Raw genomic sequence first — 18,296 nt, 5'->3', positions numbered from 1 at the left:
GATTACGGATTCTATTGCTGTTAAAATTGAAGAACTAAAGTAAAGGAGAATATTGATTTGGAAAATATTGGCAAAATTCCCTTGAAAGATGAATGGCGTAATCGCTGGATGATCATTAAAGAATTTATTCAGCATCCGATTAGGGAAATCTCGTTTTTGCAAGACAAATTTATGGTATCTGAACTTTATACTAATATAGCCAAACGAGATCCTAATCTTCATGATCCCAATATTCCCCAATGGCTAAATTTCGGCTATTGGCAAGCAGAAACCACTTATAATGGTGCTTGCACCGCTTTAGCTCGTAAATTAGGAGAAATAGCCGAACTTCAAGCTGGAGATCAAGTTTTAGATGTCGGGTTTGGTTTTGCTGAACAAGATTTACTCTGGGTGCGGGAAAATCAGGTTGATTCAATTATTGGACTAAATACAACGGAGCTACAAGTAGAAATTGCTCAAGCAAGAGTCGCTAAAATGGGATTAGCTGATCGGATAAATCTTCAGGTGGGCTCGGCCACAAAAATCCCTTTTCCCGAGAACTCTTTTGATAAAGTTACGGCCTTAGAATGTGCTTTTCATTTTGATACCCGGGAGGATTTTTTTGCGGAGGCATTTCGAGTGTTGCGCCCGGGTGGAAAGCTGGCTTTAGCAGATTGTTTGCCTAGAGAGGGACGAGAAATTAACTTTTGGCTGAAGCTTAATAGTAAAAAAATGTGCATTCCTTTCGTCAATCAATATGATCGGCATACTTATGTAGAAAAACTGAAAAAACATGGATTTGTTAATATCCAAGCTATCCCCATTAGCGAATATGTTTGGCCAGCAATGGTTCATTATTTTGCCCAAGTTAGTCAGGGAATCAGCAAACATGATTTAGTTATTGATCTGCAAAAAGATAACCCAGGAATTGAGGTTTGGTCAAGAAATAGGGGGTGGTTTATGGCATTTGACGATTATCTTTTATTTTCTGGAGAAAAACCCCATTAATTAGATTAAATCAGCTATGACCAATCACTATCTCAGTACAAGAAAAAAAAACAGACAAATTCCCCTGAGATTACTATAGCAATCCTATTTGAGTTGTGGAGTTGACAGCCGCCCCGGCGTGAACGCACGGGGATTCCATCTATATAAATGAGATTGAAACCCGGGCACAGCCAGGAACCCATGTTACAACCTATTTAGGATTGCTATATTTATTAAATCTCAAAAAAAATATGAAACTATTTAATCAGCAAGTTTTTCGTTATCAAAAATCAGAATCATTCAGGCTGATTGTGATTAATATTTGTTTGGGAATTGCTTACCTTCTGGGAGTAAAATTTAGCATCAATGTTACATCTGTACATGGTTCTTCTGCGATTTGGTTGCCGGCGGGTATGGTTTTAGCTGCTGTCATTTTATTCGGTTCAAAAGTATTTCCAGCAATTGCTTTTGGTTCAATAGTAGGATTAATTGATAACCATAGTTCCATAAAATCATTTACGAGTTTGATTTTGATTAATGTTGCTTGTATTTTAGCCAATTATTTACAACCTTTATTTATTACATTACTACTTAAAAAATATACTAACATTAAAAATTTATTTAATAGTATTAATGGAGTAATTACTTTTTTTATTTTATCCTGCCTTTTAGTTCCCATATTGCCTCCCCTTCTGATCGTTAATACTGCTGTTTATATCGGGTTCTATTCAGCCGAAACTTACTGGAATTCTTTCTTTACAATGTGGGCCTCCAGTGCCTTGGGTCATGTAATTTTTACTCCCCTATTTTTAATTCCTACTATTCGTCCTGTCCCGGGAGCCAATAAACTGCCCCCGAAAATTAAATTATCAATAATCGGCTTGGTGAGCATCGGTACAATTGTGGTTTTATGGATAACTTTTATCAAAAATATTTCTGTTGAATATATTTTCTTGCTGTTACTTATTTTAACTGTATTTACTTTGGGTAAAAAGTTTTCGATTGTGATGGTAGCCATCGTTTCCTCTGTGAGTATTATTGCCACTGCCCTAGGATTTGGCCCGTTTGTTAAAGCATCACCGAATCAATCTTTATTTTTAGTTCAATTATTTATTGGGGTTTTTGCGGTCACTTCTCTGATTTTATCCGCCATAATTGATGAAAAGCAAAAAGCCACCAACAAATTAGAGTTAACTCTGGCTAATTTAGAAGATACAGTCAAAGAACGAACCTTACAACTGGAAAAAGCCAAGGAAAAAGCGGAAGTTGCCAATCAAGCTAAAAGTATCTTTATTGCGAATATGAGTCATGAATTGCGATCGCCTTTGAATGCGATTTTAGGCTTTTCTCAAATCATGCTCAGGACGCCGAATCTTCCCCTAGAACATTTGGAAAATGCTGGGATTATCTATCGCAGTGGGGAGTATCTCCTAACCATGATTAATAATATTCTGGATTTCTCCAAAATAGAAGCGGGAAAAACCACATTAAATCTTACCCATTTTGATTTATATCAGTTGTTAGATGATTTAGAAGATATGTTGCATCTGAGATCGGCGAATGTGGGATTAAATTTAATCTTTGAGCGAGATCCATCGGTTCCTCAATATATTTATAGCGATCAGGTTAAGCTCCGTCAAGTTTTAATTAATTTACTCAGTAATGGGATTAAATTTACCCCCGAGGGTGGGGTGACTTTAACGGTGCTTCAACGAGAAACCTCAGATACCGATAGCACTTTATTGGAGTTTCACGTTCGGGACACTGGGGTGGGAATTTCTCCCCAAGAATTGCCAAAACTCTTTCAGGTATTTACTCAAGCTCAAGCGGGAAAAGAATCCCAAGAAGGGACGGGTTTAGGATTAGCCATTAGTCAGAAATTTGTCCAATTAATGGGGGGAGAAATTCAAGTTGAAAGCCAATTGCATCAAGGGACAACCTTTAGATTCCAAATTCGAGTCCAACGGGGTCAAAATTCCCAGGATAAGCCAACGGAAGCCAAGCGGATTGTATTGGGTTTAGTCAAAGGTCAACCGACCTACAAATTGCTAACGGTTGATGACAAAGAAGTGAATCGAAAATTATTAATTAAACTTTTACAACCCCTAGGATTTGAGGTAAAAGAAGCCAGAAATGGACTAGAAGCGATCGCAATTTGGAACCAGTGGGAACCCCATTTAATTTGGATGGATATGCGAATGCCGGTCATGGATGGCTATGAAGCGACAAAATATATTAAATCCACAACAAAAGGCAATGCAACCGCCGTAATTGCCCTAACTGCCAGTGTTTTAGAGGAGGAAAAAGCTATTGTGCTATCGGCTGGATGTGATGATTTTATTAGAAAACCCTTTACGGAGCATAATATTTTTGAGACACTTACCAAACATTTAGGTGTAAGATATATTTATTCAGAAACAAAACCCTCTGTGTCAGATATTAACCTGGATAGTGCCTTGACATCTCAACAATTGACCTGTATGCCTAAGGAGTGGATAGTTGAGCTCTATCAAGCTACTCTTGAAGCGAACACGGGTCTAGTTCTGCAATTAATCACACAAATTCCTCATATAGAAACTCATTTGATACAATCCCTTACACAACTTGTGCGTAAGTTTGAATTTGAACAGATTATTAAATTAATTGAACCCCTCGTTAGTCATGAATCCTGATTTAGTCGCAGAGAACAAAGGGAATATTCTTCTGGTTGATGATCTGCCAGAGAATTTACAATTACTCAGTGATTTATTAATTAAACTTGGCTATACAGTTCGCAGTGTCACCAGTGGTAGAATGGCACTCAAAACCGTTAAAGTTAAGCAACCTGATGTTATTTTTTTGGACATTAAAATGCCAGAAATGGACGGTTATCAGGTCTGTCAAGCCCTAAAAGCCGATGAAAATTTATCCCAGATTCCAATTATTTTTATTAGTGCTTTAAATGATGTTTTTGATAAAGTTAAGGCGTTTCAGTCCGGTGGGATTGACTATATTACTAAACCGTTTCAAGTGGAAGAAGTTGTCGCCCGTCTGGAAAGTCAGTTAACCATTCAACGACAACAAAGACTTCTGGAACAGGAAATTATTAAACGTAGAGATGCCGAGGAAGTGTTATACCAATCCCGGGCACTGTTATCGAGTATATTGAATGGTTCCCTCGATGGCATTGCGGCTTTACAGGCTTTACGGGAACCGGAAACCGGGGAAATCAAGGATTTTAGGTGTTTAGTGGTTAACCCGATCTTAGCGAGGGTTTTTGACCGCACTCGGGAGGATATGATGGGGAAAGTTATCCTCAGAAGACTCCTAAATCGCATTCAACCGGAACTGTTTTATCGTTTTGTTAAAGTCGTTGAAACTGGGGAATCCTTAGAACAGGATATTTACTATCCCGTTGGGGACTCCTACTGGTATCATTTTGTGGCGGTCAAGTTAGGGGATGGTTTTGCGATTACTATTCGTGATATTACCGCCCGCAAAAAAACTGAACTCGCCCTTCAAGAAGCCAATCAGAAATTAAAAGAACTTGCTAATCTCGATAGTTTAACTCAGATCGCTAATCGTCGCTGTTTTGATGCTTGTCTGCAAAGGGAATGGGAGGTCTTAGCCCAACAACAACGACCCCTGACCTTGATTATGTTTGATCTCGACGGGTTTAAGCCCTATAACGACCACTACGGTCATCTGGCGGGGGATGATTGCCTTGTCCAGATTTCTCAAGCAGTATATCAATGTACTCGCCACCAGGATTTGCGCCGCCCCATTGACCTGGTGGCCCGTTATGGGGGAGAGGAATTTATCGTCCTCCTATCGGGGAAGGATTTAGCCACAGGAATTCAAGTTGCAGAACGAATTCAGCAGGCGATTTACCGTTTAAAAATTCCCCATGAATACTCCAATGTTAGGGAAATTGTGACCGTCAGTTTGGGTATTGCTTCGGTTATCCCCAGTTTGGAAGTTCAGCCCAATTACTTAATTGAACTGGCTGATCAAGCGTTATATAATGCTAAACAACAGGGACGCGATCGCTATTGTATTAGTAGTAGTTGTCATCAGAAACAGGGAATAGGGAATGGGTAATTGGGATTTATTTGATTAATTTATCTTGCAGTTTGGTTTTGTGGATAATTGACAATTGAGCATGAATAACAGATAATAAATAGTAAATAATTAAGAATATTACTATGCTTGCTAAGTTGACTACTGAAAATCAGCTTACTCTACCTAAAAGTATAACTCAAGCCATCGGGGAGGCTGAATATTTTGAAGTTAAGGTAGAAGGTGGACAAATTATTTTGACTCCGGTAAAAATTCAGGGGGCTGATGCTGTACGGGCTAAATTGGCGACTTTGAATCTGAATCAACAGGATATAGCAGTTGCCACATCTATTAGGACATTCTTGAAAGCTAAAAGCTACTTATAGTAAGTATTTACCTATTGCCCATTGCCCATTCCCTATTGCCTCTTGCTATATTAATATTGTTTTGCTATTTCATAAGTTTCTAAAAACTATTCCCTATCCCCGATAAAGTTTCTCAAAAACATCATACATTTCTCGCGCTAATTTTTTAGGATTCCATAATGGAGCTAAGGAATTTGGGTTTTGAGATTGAATCAAATGGGATTTAATTTGATGGCGTAAATTGATATCTAAACCTAATTTAATCCCTAATTGTGTATATTCTTCCCAAGTCCAAGCCGTACCAATATCGAGATTAACGGCTTTTAAAAACGAGTAACCCATGCGGGATAAATACTGTTCCCCAGCCCGAGTAATAATTGGTAAATTAGCCGATAGAGCCTCTAAATTATGGGTTCCTCCATTATAGGGATAGGAGTCTAATAGGGCATCCGCTACATAATAAATCGCTCGATGTTCTTCTTCGGTTTTGGTTAACCCAATAAAAATCACTCGACCTTGATCAACATTCTGTTCAACACAAACTTGGTGATAGAGTTCTTGAATTAATTTATTATCCCCTTGACCTTTCCTGATTAATACACTATTGGGAACTCCTAGGAGAATTTTAACCTGAGCTTCAATCATTTTCAGGTTGGTTTTTCGTCCAGGTGCTACACATAAATAAACCATTTGATCCAGCTGAATATTTAAACCATTTCTCACAGCATTTCTATCTACTGGACGGCTTTTAAAAGGTTCTAAAGCGACGGAAGTATGGGGTAAATGGATTAACTTTTCTAAATAATGTTTTTCAATCCCTTGGGGATGGCTATATTGATCACAGAAGAAATAGTTATCCGGTGAAATATATGGCGCATCAAACCCTAACCAAGACACACAAACCGGGGCGGGTCTACGATAGAATATCTGGACATTAGTGGGCACGGTCATGGAGTCCAAATCTACTAAAATATCTAACCGATCTTTGAGAATTTCTGCGGTTAATTCTTCCGGCGAACCAAACCCATTAGGAAAGGATTTTGGCCAGTAAAATTTTGCCGCTATTTGTTCAAATCTTCGGGTGACTTCATCCACAGGTAACTGTCCGGTTACATAAATATAAATATAGGGGGAAATTAGGGACAATTCTCGGATTAAGGTTTCACTACACCAGCCCACAGAATGCCGTCGGAAGTGTTTAGAAATCAAGCCAATTCTCAGGGGTTTTGAACTCGTTTTTTCGAGAATGGTGGCATACTGGGGCGAGGGGACACCACTGAAGCGATGTTTAGTATATTGTTGGGCAATTAAGCGATATAATTTGGCATTGGCTTCTAAATCATCCCGCAGGTGAGAAACCGTAAATAACAGAATTTCATAGAGAATAATCACTTCTGAAATCTCTAATTTATCGGGATCTTGATAACAGATCTTTTCTAATTCTATGAGTTTTTCTAGCGCCTGTTGACAAGCCCCCGATTGACTATAGGCAAAAATATAGGCAATTGCTGACAAAACCGGAACTTGATCCCCGCATTTTTGACAATATAAATCCGACATTTCTCGAGCTTTTGCTAAATTGGTAGAGTGGCTGAGTAAATCACACAATTGTTGATAGGCTTCGACAAAATCCGGTTTAAGTTCAATCGCTTTTTCTAAATTAATTAGGGCTTCTGAGGGTTGATCATGTTTGCGAATATGGGCTAATCGACAATGAAGTTCCGCCCAATCCGGTTGCAAGGCTAAGGCTTGTTCAAAGTTTTGAATTGCGGCTTCTACTTCACCAATTTTAGCATAAAGGTTAGCAAGATTAGCATAACTATCGATAGAATCGGGTTTAAGTTTGATCGATTGTTGATAGTGATAAATTGCCTTTTCAGAATCATTTTTATGAAAGAAAATATGACCGAGATAGAGATGGGGCTGGGGTAAATCGGGTTTAAGTTCGATGGCTTTTTGATAATATTGAATCGCCTCTTGTTCTTGTCCTTGTTGCGATCGCACACTCGCTAGGTTAGTATAGACTTCTGCCCACTGAGGTTTTAAAGCGATCGCCCGTTGATAATTTTTAACCGCTTCATCCCAAAGACTACGACGGGCTAAACTATTGCCAAATTCAAAGTTAAATTCGGCTTCAACTAAATTCGGTTGTAATTCTAAGGCTTTTTGCCAAGCGGAAATAGATTCATCAACCCGACCTACAGTTTGAAAAACTTTGCCTAAATTCCAGTAAACCGCCGCAAAATTGGGATTAATCTCTAAGGCTTTTTGATAACTCAAAATTGCCTGTTCCCACCGTTGTAGTTTAAACAACATGGTTCCCACATTTGCATGAATTTCTGCAAAATTGGGTCGCAGTTCTAAGGCTTGAAAATAAGCTCGTAATGCTGCTTCTATTTTACCTTGGAATTGCAGAATATTGCCCAGGGTTAAATAGGCGGGTAAATAATCCGGTTGTAATTTCAAGGCTTGATGACAAGCGACAAGGGCTTGCTCATACAACCCTTGACTCATGAGAATTTCAGCTTGTTGTTTGTATTGTTGAACCTCTAGGTTTTCACTATCTTTTTCCGGGGGATTATCAACTAAAAACTGTTGATTTCCAGACGCAACTAAAGCCGTTTCAATATTGGATTCAGATCGAGATTTGAATTCGGTTTCTAGTCCAGCACTTGCCAGTTCTACTCCTCCTTCATGAAATCCTTGATTCTCGCCTTTAACCTCGCCCGCCTCTTGAAATTGTAATTGCAGCAGTCGGTTTAGTTCCTGATGGGTAAAGGCTCGTTGAGGATTAAGTTGAATGGCTTTTTTATAACAATCAATTGCGGGATTAAGTTGATTTATTTTAACCAAATTTTCAGCTAATTTTAAATAAAATATTTCTTTATCTGGTTGTAAATTTATAGCTTTTTGATAATAATTAATTGCGGGTTCTATTTTCCCCTGCTTTGTGAGTAAGTTTCCCTTCATCCAATGAATTAATCCTTGATTGGGATCGATTTTTAGTGCTATTTGATAACAAGAAAATGCCTCATCTAAACGTTCTTTAATAAAATAAATACTACCCAAATTAGCATGGGCTTCTGTAAAATTAGGTTGTATTTCCAGAGCTTGGGTATAGGCCCAAATTGCTAAATCTAACCGAGATTGAATATAGAGAGCATTGCCCACCACCAAATACGCAGAAGCCAAATCCGGTTGTAAATTCAGGGCTTGATGTAAATAGTTAATTCCGTCTTCTTCCTTGCCGATTAAAATATAAACTTCCGCCAGTCTTTTATAAACTTCTGCGTCTTGGGCATTAATCGCTAAAGCCTGCCCAAAGGTATGAATTGCAGCTTCTAAATTCCCTAATTCTTTAAGTTGAATTCCTTGTTTTAATAGGGAAGAAACGGAATCTAAACTCACAATTTACTCTCCAATCACGAATCAAATGCCCACGTTAATCAGTATACCAATCAGTCGGTTAGTGTTGACAACTTCTTTGTGTTCGTTGTGTCTTTGTGGTTAAATTAGACTTGACTGCAATCTAAAACAACCCTTTATTCAGGATAAATTAAAATGAGCCAACAAGATCCCGTAACATTAATGAAACAGTATGTGGGCAAAGCCGCCGCCGATCGAGTACAATCAGGAACGATTATTGGACTCGGAACCGGTTCCACCACAGCCTATGCGATTCAGTATATTGGAGAACGGCTCCAAAGTGGAGAACTCAAAGATATTAAAGGGATTCCGACCTCGTTTCAAGCCACAGTATTAGCCAAACAATATGGCATTCCATTAACCACATTAGATGAAGTGGATCACATCGATATTGCCATTGATGGTGCTGATGAAGTTGATCCGCACAAGAATTTAATTAAAGGGGGTGGAGCCGCCCATACCCGGGAGAAAATTGTTGATAGTTTGGCAGAAGTTTTCATTGTAGTTGTTGATAATTCTAAACTGGTTGAGCGACTCGGATCAACTTTTTTATTACCCGTGGAAGTGATTCCCATGGCGATGACTCCAGTAATGAAAGCCCTGGAAAAATTAGGGGGAAAACCGACCCTAAGAATGGGAGTTAAAAAAGCCGGGCCAGTGGTGACAGATGAAGGAAATTTGGTGATTGATGTCAAATTTGATGTCCTGGAAAATCCCGCCGAATTAGAAAAAGAAATCAACAATATTCCCGGGGTTTTAGATAATGGTTTATTTGTCGGGGTTGCTGATATCATTCTTGTGGGTGAAGTGATTGACGGACAAGCAAAAGTTCGAGAAATTTTATAACCTTAAATAACCTCGTTACTCTCGTTCCCTGGCTCTCCAGGGGACGAACTTTAAGAGCCTCTATTTGGGTTAAAAGTAGGTAGAATCTAGCAACAATAAAAATCATATATTTTAGCCATCCAACCTGCCAATTTCTATGCCATCTATTCCAGTTGCTACAGTCAAACCTGGATATACTCCCCAGTCAGAAGACACCAGCATTGATGCAGATGTGCTGCTGTTTCAGTCGATATATACATCCCTATTATGTTGGAGCCACTCCACAAATCGAAAAGAAATCGCTGTGCGAAAGGCTTCAAGAGCATCAACAAATGTGTTTAAGGGTTTGTTCGCCCATCGACGTCTTAATCCTCCGGTTAAACTATGCCAGAGAATAAAAGTATAAGCACAAAACACCAAAATCCAATGTCTGAAAAGTGGCAGCATTCATGACGATGGCTATTACTTTCTTCCCGGCATACTTTGATAATTCAATTTCTTTTGTTGCTACCCAGACAGTTCTGGGTTTTTCTAGTTGGAGTTTAACTTCACTGAAAGCTTCTGGGGGCAACGATTTAGCTAAATTATCTATCGGCTTTTTGATATAATTCTATATCTAATGGTAAGTTTTTTTTGCCATCGTATAGATGGCTGGTTACTGCTACGATTCCATTCTCGGTTTTTCCGATTTCTCCGATGTATTGTCGTCCCACTCCCTCGGTAAAGTTCCCGCTTTTTCGATGTCCTGAATCATCAATAATTAGGGCAAATCCCCGACTAATCTGGGTTTGCTTACACTGATTCATCACCTCCAGCCGACGCTGATTCAGTTTCATTGCTGACCAAGGAGCTTCGGTTAAAAAGTGGTGCAATCGGTGGTAAGTTACCCCTACGGCGTTATTCGCCATTTGCGACAGGTTTTTTCGCTCACTTTCTCCCAATAATCCCCCTAAATAGTTCCTAAATTCCCGTTTTTGGGCAAGATGACCAAATATATCGTCAAATCTTTGACACCATCGGTCAAAGCAGGGGGGCATCGCTGCCGGGGTTGTCTCTTTCATTCGTTATTCTTGAATGTTATGTGCTTGCTCTATAACTGTTATAATCTATTCCCCTCCTTATTTTTGTTTAAGTCCCACTAACATATTATTGTTAATTTTGTCGGGATTGACCGACCAAAATCAACTTGGGGGAGTCCATGTAACCCACACTGATTTGGTGGTTGTTTTTTTGTTTTGTGAAATTCAGTGTGGGACTTATCGCTCCCCCAAACCCCCTCGTCAGTTAAAATATGGAGACAAGAGAAACTTATCTCAAACAGCAAAGCGAAAATCGGACTAGAATTAATCAGTCCTGGGTTAGCGCCAGGGACGATAATGTGTTGGTGTCTTCTTCTCAACGCTATGAGAAATTTATTCAACAAATCATCGTTTTAAGTCAACATCAAGAATTTTCATTAACCGCTTTAATCAATCGCTATTTAACGATGAATTATCAACTAAAATTAGAGCAAATAGACAAACTAAAAACTTGGTTAGATGGCTTTAGACCGTTTGAACCCCTGATTGTCGCGGAACTCAAAAAACTTTATGATGTCCGATTTACTTATAACTCTAATGCGATTGAAGGCAATACTTTAACTCAAAGTGAAACCGAGTTAGTTTTAACCAAGGGGATTACAGTTGGGGGCAAAACCCTCGACGAACATTTAGAAGTGATAGGACATAAGGAGGCGATTGATTATATTGAAGATTTAGCCCAAAAAGACACGGAAATTAATGAATGGGAAATTAAACAAATCCACAATCTAATTCTCAGAAAAATTAACCCCAATGAAGCAGGGAGTTATCGGACTTTAGATGTAATGGCAGCCGGAACAAATTATCGTTATCCTCCCCATTATTTACTATCTCAATTAATGAGAGATTTTGGAATCTGGCTCAACTCAGAAACAGCTTTAAAACTCCATCCGGTCGAGTATGCGACAATGGCTCATTATCGTTTTGTTTCGATTCATCCTTTTCGAGATGGCAATGGTCGAACGGCTAGATTGTTAATGAATTTACTGTTAATTCGTGCGGGTTATCCGATTGTAGTCATTCATAACCAAATTCGCAATGATTATATTAATGCGTTGGCTTACGGACAACAAAACCAAGATGATTTAGGGCAGCTTTTTGACTTGGTTTTTGATGCTGCTATGACTTCACTTGTGGAAACGTTAAGGTTATTGGTTACTGCAAGTAGTAGTCGGGAAAAGGGGCAGGGTTTTTATCAGGAAATTACTGGTTTTATTGATAATTATTTTAGGTAATAGGTAATAGTGGGACTTAAACAAAAATAAGGAGGGGAATAGATTATAACAGTTATAGAGCAAGCACATAACATTCAAGAATAACGAATGAAAGAGACAACCCCGGCAGCGATGCCCCCCTGCTTTGACCGATGGTGTCAAAGATTTGACGATATATGATGAACTTTCTACCCTAGAAACATGGATTATTGATAGTCAATATCGCCTAATTGGATTATTCGGAATCAGTGGAATGGGTAAAACAGCCCTATCTCTACAATTAGTTTCACAAATCAAACAGAGTTTTGATTATATAATTTACCGCAGTTTGCAATTTTCACCCCAGTTAGAAAATACACTGACTGATTTATTAAAAATTTTCTCAGAAACTGAAACTTTTGATCAGCTTGAAACCCAACTCAGACAATTGATTCAATACTTACAGCAATATCGCTGTCTAATTATCCTAGATGATGTACAAATGTTATTCAGACCGCAAAAAATAGCCGGAGATTATCACTCCCATTGTATAGATTATCAATTATTTTGGCAACAAATTGCCTCAACTCATCATCAAAGTTGTCTACTGTTTTGTAGTTCAGAAAAACCGAGAGAAATTGCTCAATTAGAAAAACAGGGAAATTCAGTAAAATCTTTAATTTTAGAAGGGTTAGGAGAAGCAAGTCATAATATTTTATCAGATCAAAAATTAACCGATATAGAACATTGGGAAACTTTGGTTAATCTTTATGAAGGTAATCCTTTCTGGTTAGAGTTAACAGCGAGTATGATTCAGGAATTATTCGCGGGAAAAGTCAAGAATTTATTACAATATGATTCTATCATGTTAAGTGATCTATTACAATCCCATTTAACTCAAACCTTTGAACGATTAACAGTTTCAGAACAAAATTTAATGCGATTTTTAGCCCAACAAAGTCAACCTCTGACTCTCTCAGAAATCCTTGTAGGGGCGGGTTCAAAACAATCTCTGTTAGCCACAGAAAACTTGAATAAACCCGCCCTTACTACTACCCTATCCCCCGCAGACGTTTCTCTGACTATTCAATCTTTAATCAAAAGGTTTCTACTCTTGACTTCTATCAAAAACGAGATCTCCTATTTCGAGATTAATCAAGTCTTTAAGCACTATTGGAAAAATAATGATTAACCCGGTTTCTGACCTAACTATTCCGGGATAATTTCCGTCACCACCGGGGTTCCCGTATTCCCTCCGCTAACCACAATTGTATCATTTTCAAACCGTCCCACGGCTTTTTCTCCCATCAAACTAAACGGGGGATCAATTTGACGATAAACCACGTTTCCTTCGGCGGAAAAAGACTGTTCAACAATAGACCAATTCACTGCATTAGCATTGAGTTGGGCTTGACGTTTTTGACCAATTCCGACTACATTTCCGGTTAAATAAAAGATATTATTTTTCAAATCTCCCCACCCTTGATTGGCGGTTAAAGTGACTTGCTGATCTCGTTCAATAATGGTAATAAACTGGGGAGAACTAATACTTTGTTTATCGTAATTCCATTGTAATTCCTGACTAGAAATTTGTAAAGGCGGTTGAGATAAAGCAATTTGGGCATTCTTTTTCAGAACACCAGTTTTGGTTTTTAAATTCATTTCGGCGGTTTCCGCCACCCCCCGGTCTGTAATAGTTTGATTTTGATAGCGTTCAATCTCGGTTTTCATATTACTGGTTAAAAGTTGCGGTTCCAATAACCAAATAATATGATCACTTTTTAACTTAACAACCGGATCTTTTGCGCTCACAGTGGCTTTATCCCAAAATTCTACTCGTTTTTGGCGATAAAATACCTGAACTTCCCGAGCCACCGCTTGGAATTGAGCATGATCTCCGGTGACTCCATTTCGCACTACAATAATATATTGCTGCACAATCCATTCTAACTCTTTTCCCTTCAAAACTAGACCCGTATTTGGATCGGTAGCCACAATATTATTGCGTAAAAAAATACGTTTGCTATTCTGCTCAAATTCCCCTTGATCAGCCCTAATTTTATAGAGTAATTTTCCTCCATCATATAACTCACCCACGGGATTTTTCACCGTTGCCATTTTCCTGTCTTTACTATAACTAACCTGCTTGGCTTTAATTTTCCATAATAATTTTCCCTGCTCATCTGCCTGTTCTAAGGTGACATCATCTAAGGTTAAAGTGCGTTCAAATTCTTCAGAAGGCTTAGATTTAGAATCCGTTGAGGTCTGTTCAATATTTTTTGGGGCGCAAGCAGAAATTCCGACTAAAATAATCACCCAAACCAGTAAAAGCCGCATCTAATTTTAATAATTTAGAAATTCAGAAATTCAGAAACTTAGGAGTAAAAACCAGCCTAAGCCGGCTTTTACTCCGTTTGTTTTTCTAGGAATGCTCCTCAATTATTTGCCCATCAATTAAACTAATTCCCGATAGGGGACGATAGCTATAGCTGGGACTGCGGGGGGTTTTTTGGATTTCTTCTTTGATCATTTCTAAATCAATATAGCGATCGGCGACATTAATTAAACTATCACTGGTCATCGCTCGCAAACTCACTACTTCCACCCGCACCCCGCGATAACTCACGGAGTCCACCGCATAGGCTAAATCTCCATCCCCACTGACTAAAACCGCCGTGTCATAGGAACCCACTAAGGCCATCATATCAACGGCGATTTCTACATCCAAATTGGCTTTTTTAGAACCATCGGGAAGTTGAACTAAATCTTTAGAAATCACCCGATAGCCATTCCGTCGCATCCACAATAAAAAGCCCTGTTGCTTCTCATTGGTGCGATCAACTCCCGTATAGAAAAAGGAACGTAACAACCGAGATCCGGCGGTTAAACGACACAATAATTTGCTGTAATCAATTTCAATTCCCAGTTGCAAAGCTGCATAAAATAGATTAGAACCATCAATAAAGATGGCGACCCTGCCCCTGTTTTCCAGAACTTGTTCAGGAGTAAACAGTTCTCCAGTGGTGATATGATTGAACATTTTTATACCTCTTTTTTTATGAAAAAAATGATCTGAGTATGGGTAAAGTAAACCAATTGAAATTGATGTTTTATGTTAAACTAGGCTATCATTAAAACGGGGTTAAAATTGGGATTACACCTCCTCTACATCCCCTAACTCCAAGTGTCTAAAGACAGGTTGCCCTTCCTCCAGGGGTTGATTGGCGGGCAAGACACCCCAAACGCTCTGGGTATTAAAAAACAGTGATGTTGTCAGTATAGTCTGGTCATTAAAATCGATAGCATATCCCAATTGTTGATAAATTCGAGTGCTAATATTGGGAATAATTGGGGACAAAAGATAGGACGATAAGCGAACTGACTCTAAAACCGAGTAAAGAACTTGAGCAACCGCTTCTTGTTTTCCTTGTTTATAAAGACTCCAAGGAGCTTGTTCATCAATGTATTTATTCCCGGCTTGAATCAGGCTGAAAACAGCATGACAAACTTCGCTAAACGCTAGGGAATTGTATGCTTGAGTCACCGTATTTGCCAAGGTTAGACCAAGGGATTTGAGTGCATCTTCCTGGGGGATATCCTCACTCTTGACATTAGGAACACAACCGTTAAAATATTTATGCGCCATTTTCAGCGTGCGGTTGAGTAAGTTTCCTAAGCCATTGGCTAGATTAGCATTAACCGTATGAACAAACCGAGTTTGACTGTAATCACCATCCTGTCCAAATTCTATCTCTTTCAAAAAATAAAAGCGAATAGCATCCGAACCATATTGATTGACTAAAGCCACGGGATCAAGCGTATTTCCCAAACTTTTGCCCATCTTCTTCCCATCTTTGGTTAAAAAACCGTGTCCAAAGATACGACCGGGTAGAGATAAACCTGCGGACATCAACATTGCTGGCCAGTAAATGGCGTGGAACCTTAAAATATCCTTGCCAATCAGATGTAAATTAATCGGCCACCATTTCGATAAAGCATTGTCTAAGGTGGGTTCATCTTCGGGGTCAAGCAAAGCGGTTACATAGCCTAACAAGGCATCAAACCAAACATAAATCGTATGACTTGGATCGGTGGGAATGGGAAATCCCCAGTCAATATTAACGCGGGAAATTGAAAAATCCTGTAGTCCCTGCTTCACAAAGTTCATGACCTCGTTGCGCCGACTTTCTGGCTGAATAAACTCAGGACGCTCTTGATATAAAGTTTCTAACTGTTGCTGATAATTAGATAAGCGGAAAAAATAGTTCTGCTCATCTCTCCATTCTACTACTTTATTGGTATGAATGGGGCAGAATTTTCCGGGTGCTAATTCTCGTTCTTCCTTGTATTCTTCACAGGCGACACAATACCAACCCTGCTGCTGGCTGAGGTAGATGTCTCCTTTATCCCAAACCCGTTGAAAAAACTCTTTAACAATGGCTTCGTGACGGGGTGCAGTTGTCCGACTAAAGCGATCATACTGAATATTAAACCGCTCCCACAAGGAGGCAAAACTAGAGGCAACCTGATCACAATGATCCTGGGGCAAACGACCTAACTCCTCAGCCGTCCGTTCAATTTTTTGACCGTGTTCATCGGTGCCAGTAATTAGGAGAACAGATTTTCCCTGGAGGCGTTGAAATCGAGCGATCGCATCCGCCGCTATTGTTGTATAAGCACTACCAATGTGAGGAACATCATTGACATAATAAAGGGGTGTTGTAAGGGTAAAGGTATTCAAAGGGGTCGGTGTCAATTTCATTTAGATTTATTGATTTAAAGAAGTTTTAATGGGATCTAGGGGTTATTATTCCCTGTGAATCTTACTTTATTATCGATGATTGCTAAATTCTACAGCAGTAGAAATTGGCAAGGCGCGATCTTGAAACTTAAAGATTATAGTATGTTATTTCAAAATTCTCAAAAATTCTCAAACAAGTTTAATATTGGTCAAAAATATAACCAATATTAAATTAAACTATCAAACATTTTGGGGTCTGCGGTTGAGCAGTCTGTGTCACTAAAAATAAATCACCGATCACCGATCACGGTAGGATGAACGATGACGCTATGCCATCACTACTATCCATGACCTACGACCAATCCGCCGAACAGCTATTAGAGTTAGCTGCCGCATCGGGCGCTGAGGCTGCGGAAGTGTTTCAATCTCAATCCCTTTCCAAGCCGATTTTTTTTGAAGCCAATCGACTCAAGCAACTCGAAAGTAGCCAATCAGAAGGGACAACCCTGCGACTTTGGCGAGATGGACGTCCGGGTTTGGCCGTTGCCTATGGGCCAGTGGAACCGGAAAAATTAGTCGCCCGGGCGCTGGCTTTAAGTACCCTAAATCAGCCAGAAACCATTGAATTAACTGAATCTAAGGCTCAATCCACCTATCCCGATATTGGGGAAACTGTACCCGTTGAACAATTGATCAGTTGGGGGAAACAGGCGATTGCATTAATTCGGGCTTCCTATCCTGAAATCCTATGTGCAGCCGAATGGGATTGCGAAGTCGAATCAATTCGCTTGATTAACTCCAGGGGACTTGAATGTAGCCACACCGATACCACCCTCAGTGCCTATATGGAAACTGAATGGGTACGCAAGGATGATTTTTTATATGTTTCCGATGGCCAAACCCAACGGGATTTTCTCGATCCTACGTTACTCGCCCAACGGATTTTAATGCGGTTAAATTGGGCTAAAAATAACGTGCCGTCCCCCGTCGGTCGGATTCCGGTGTTATTTACCGCTAAAGCCGCCGATATGCTCTGGGGAACCCTTTCGGCCGCTTTGAATGGCAAACAGGTCTTGGAGGGGGCTTCTCCTTGGAGCGATCGCCTAAATACTCCCGTCGTATCTCCGATGTTAACCCTATATCAAGAACCCGATGCCGGGCCATTTAGTTGTCCCTTTGATGATGAAGGTATCCCCACCCGTCCGATTACTTTTATTCAAAACGGAGTTTTAAAACTATTTTATACCGACTTAACCACAGGTCGCACCCTGGGAAGTGGTACAACCGGAAACGGATTTAGAACCCATTTAGGCAGTTATCCCACCCCGGGTTTATTTAATCTTTTATTACAACCTGGCAAAAGTTCTTTAGCTGAGTTAATTAAAAGTTTAGATCGGGGTTTAATTGTCGATCAAATGTTAGGAGAAAGTGCGGGAATTAGTGGGGATTTTTCGATTAATGTGGATTTAGGATATCGAGTTGAAAAGGGCGAAATTGTCGGACGGGTAAAAAATACAATGGTCGCCGGAAATGTTTACACCGCCCTTAAACAAGTTATAGAATTAGGGGGTGATGCCTCTTGGAATGGTTCCTGTTATACTCCTTCTATTATTCTTGAAGGGTTATCTGTTACGGGGAAGGGTTAGAATTACGAATTACGAAT

At 39.5% G+C, this 18,296-nt stretch carries 12 protein-coding genes and 1 pseudogene; 8 read left to right on the top strand and 5 right to left on the bottom strand.

The genetic code is table 11. The features are described 5' to 3' along the window. The first annotated feature begins 57 nt into the window (after positions 1–57). The 4 genes from AC2D3N_RS15705 to AC2D3N_RS15690 all read left to right on the top strand — a co-directional run bounded on the left by AC2D3N_RS15705 (position 58) and on the right by AC2D3N_RS15690 (position 5,390). Entirely contained in the window at positions 58–987 is a 930-nt protein-coding gene (locus tag AC2D3N_RS15705; RefSeq protein WP_079681558.1) for a class I SAM-dependent methyltransferase, read from the top strand. A gap of 230 nt (positions 988–1,217) precedes the next feature. After that, complete coding sequence (locus AC2D3N_RS15700; protein WP_484691431.1) at positions 1,218–3,638, top strand: ATP-binding protein; 2,421 nt, start codon at positions 1,218–1,220, stop codon at positions 3,636–3,638. Continuing rightward, positions 3,628–5,046: a diguanylate cyclase domain-containing protein gene (locus AC2D3N_RS15695; RefSeq protein ID WP_079681556.1), complete on the top strand. Its 1,419-nt coding sequence runs from the start codon at positions 3,628–3,630 to the stop codon at positions 5,044–5,046. The genes AC2D3N_RS15700 and AC2D3N_RS15695 overlap by 11 nt, the downstream gene beginning before the upstream one ends. A gap of 104 nt (positions 5,047–5,150) precedes the next feature. Beyond that, positions 5,151–5,390, top strand: a complete 240-nt coding sequence (locus AC2D3N_RS15690) for a hypothetical protein (protein ID WP_484691430.1) — start codon at positions 5,151–5,153, stop codon at positions 5,388–5,390. 93 nt (positions 5,391–5,483) lie between these two features. Here AC2D3N_RS15690 and AC2D3N_RS15685 read toward each other — a convergent pair whose 3' ends face one another. Next, positions 5,484–8,777 carry a tetratricopeptide repeat protein gene (locus tag AC2D3N_RS15685; RefSeq protein ID WP_484691429.1) on the bottom strand — a complete coding sequence of 1,098 codons (3,294 nt, stop codon included), beginning with the start codon at positions 8,775–8,777 and terminating at the stop codon, positions 5,484–5,486. A gap of 153 nt (positions 8,778–8,930) precedes the next feature. Between AC2D3N_RS15685 and rpiA the strand changes: the two genes are divergently transcribed. Further along, the gene (gene rpiA / locus AC2D3N_RS15680) at positions 8,931–9,641 is read left to right on the top strand and encodes a ribose-5-phosphate isomerase RpiA (protein WP_484691428.1); all 711 of its coding nucleotides are present in this window, start codon (positions 8,931–8,933) and stop codon (positions 9,639–9,641) included. A gap of 222 nt (positions 9,642–9,863) precedes the next feature. On the opposite strand, the pseudogene AC2D3N_RS15675 reads toward rpiA, so the two are convergent. Then, a pseudogene (locus AC2D3N_RS15675) lies at positions 9,864–10,681 on the bottom strand (IS701 family transposase). Between the two features lie 230 nt (positions 10,682–10,911). Here AC2D3N_RS15675 and AC2D3N_RS15670 point away from each other — a divergent pair. Beyond that, entirely contained in the window at positions 10,912–11,934 is a 1,023-nt protein-coding gene (locus tag AC2D3N_RS15670) for a Fic family protein (RefSeq protein WP_484691427.1), read from the top strand. A gap of 124 nt (positions 11,935–12,058) precedes the next feature. After that, a complete protein-coding gene (locus AC2D3N_RS15665; RefSeq protein WP_484691426.1) occupies positions 12,059–13,084 on the top strand; it encodes an NB-ARC domain-containing protein in 1,026 nt (341 codons plus the stop codon). A gap of 17 nt (positions 13,085–13,101) precedes the next feature. Here the strand turns inward: AC2D3N_RS15665 and lptC are convergent, their stop codons facing one another. The 3 genes from lptC to metG form a co-directional block, all read right to left on the bottom strand. Beyond that, positions 13,102–14,229 (bottom strand): LPS export ABC transporter periplasmic protein LptC, encoded by a 1,128-nt coding sequence (gene lptC, locus AC2D3N_RS15660; protein ID WP_079681550.1) that lies wholly within the window; start codon positions 14,227–14,229, stop codon positions 13,102–13,104. Positions 14,230–14,314: 85 nt separating this feature from the next. Beyond that, on the bottom strand, positions 14,315–14,932 hold the full coding sequence (locus tag AC2D3N_RS15655; protein WP_079681549.1) for a LabA-like NYN domain-containing protein: 618 nt from the start codon (positions 14,930–14,932) through the stop codon (positions 14,315–14,317). Between the two features lie 114 nt (positions 14,933–15,046). After that, the gene (metG, locus tag AC2D3N_RS15650) at positions 15,047–16,654 is read right to left on the bottom strand and encodes a methionine--tRNA ligase (RefSeq protein ID WP_079681548.1); all 1,608 of its coding nucleotides are present in this window, start codon (positions 16,652–16,654) and stop codon (positions 15,047–15,049) included. A 326-nt stretch (positions 16,655–16,980) separates the two neighbouring features. Between metG and AC2D3N_RS15645 the strand changes: the two genes are divergently transcribed. Then, positions 16,981–18,279, top strand: coding sequence for a TldD/PmbA family protein (locus AC2D3N_RS15645; RefSeq protein ID WP_484693765.1), 1,299 nt, complete (start codon positions 16,981–16,983; stop codon positions 18,277–18,279). The last annotated feature ends 17 nt before the right edge of the window (positions 18,280–18,296 follow it).

The organism is Planktothrix sp. PLAVEN19ND, from assembly GCF_057220675.1.
The sequence above is the reverse complement of the archived record's forward strand: the minus strand, read 5'-3'. Positions and strand labels throughout refer to the sequence as shown.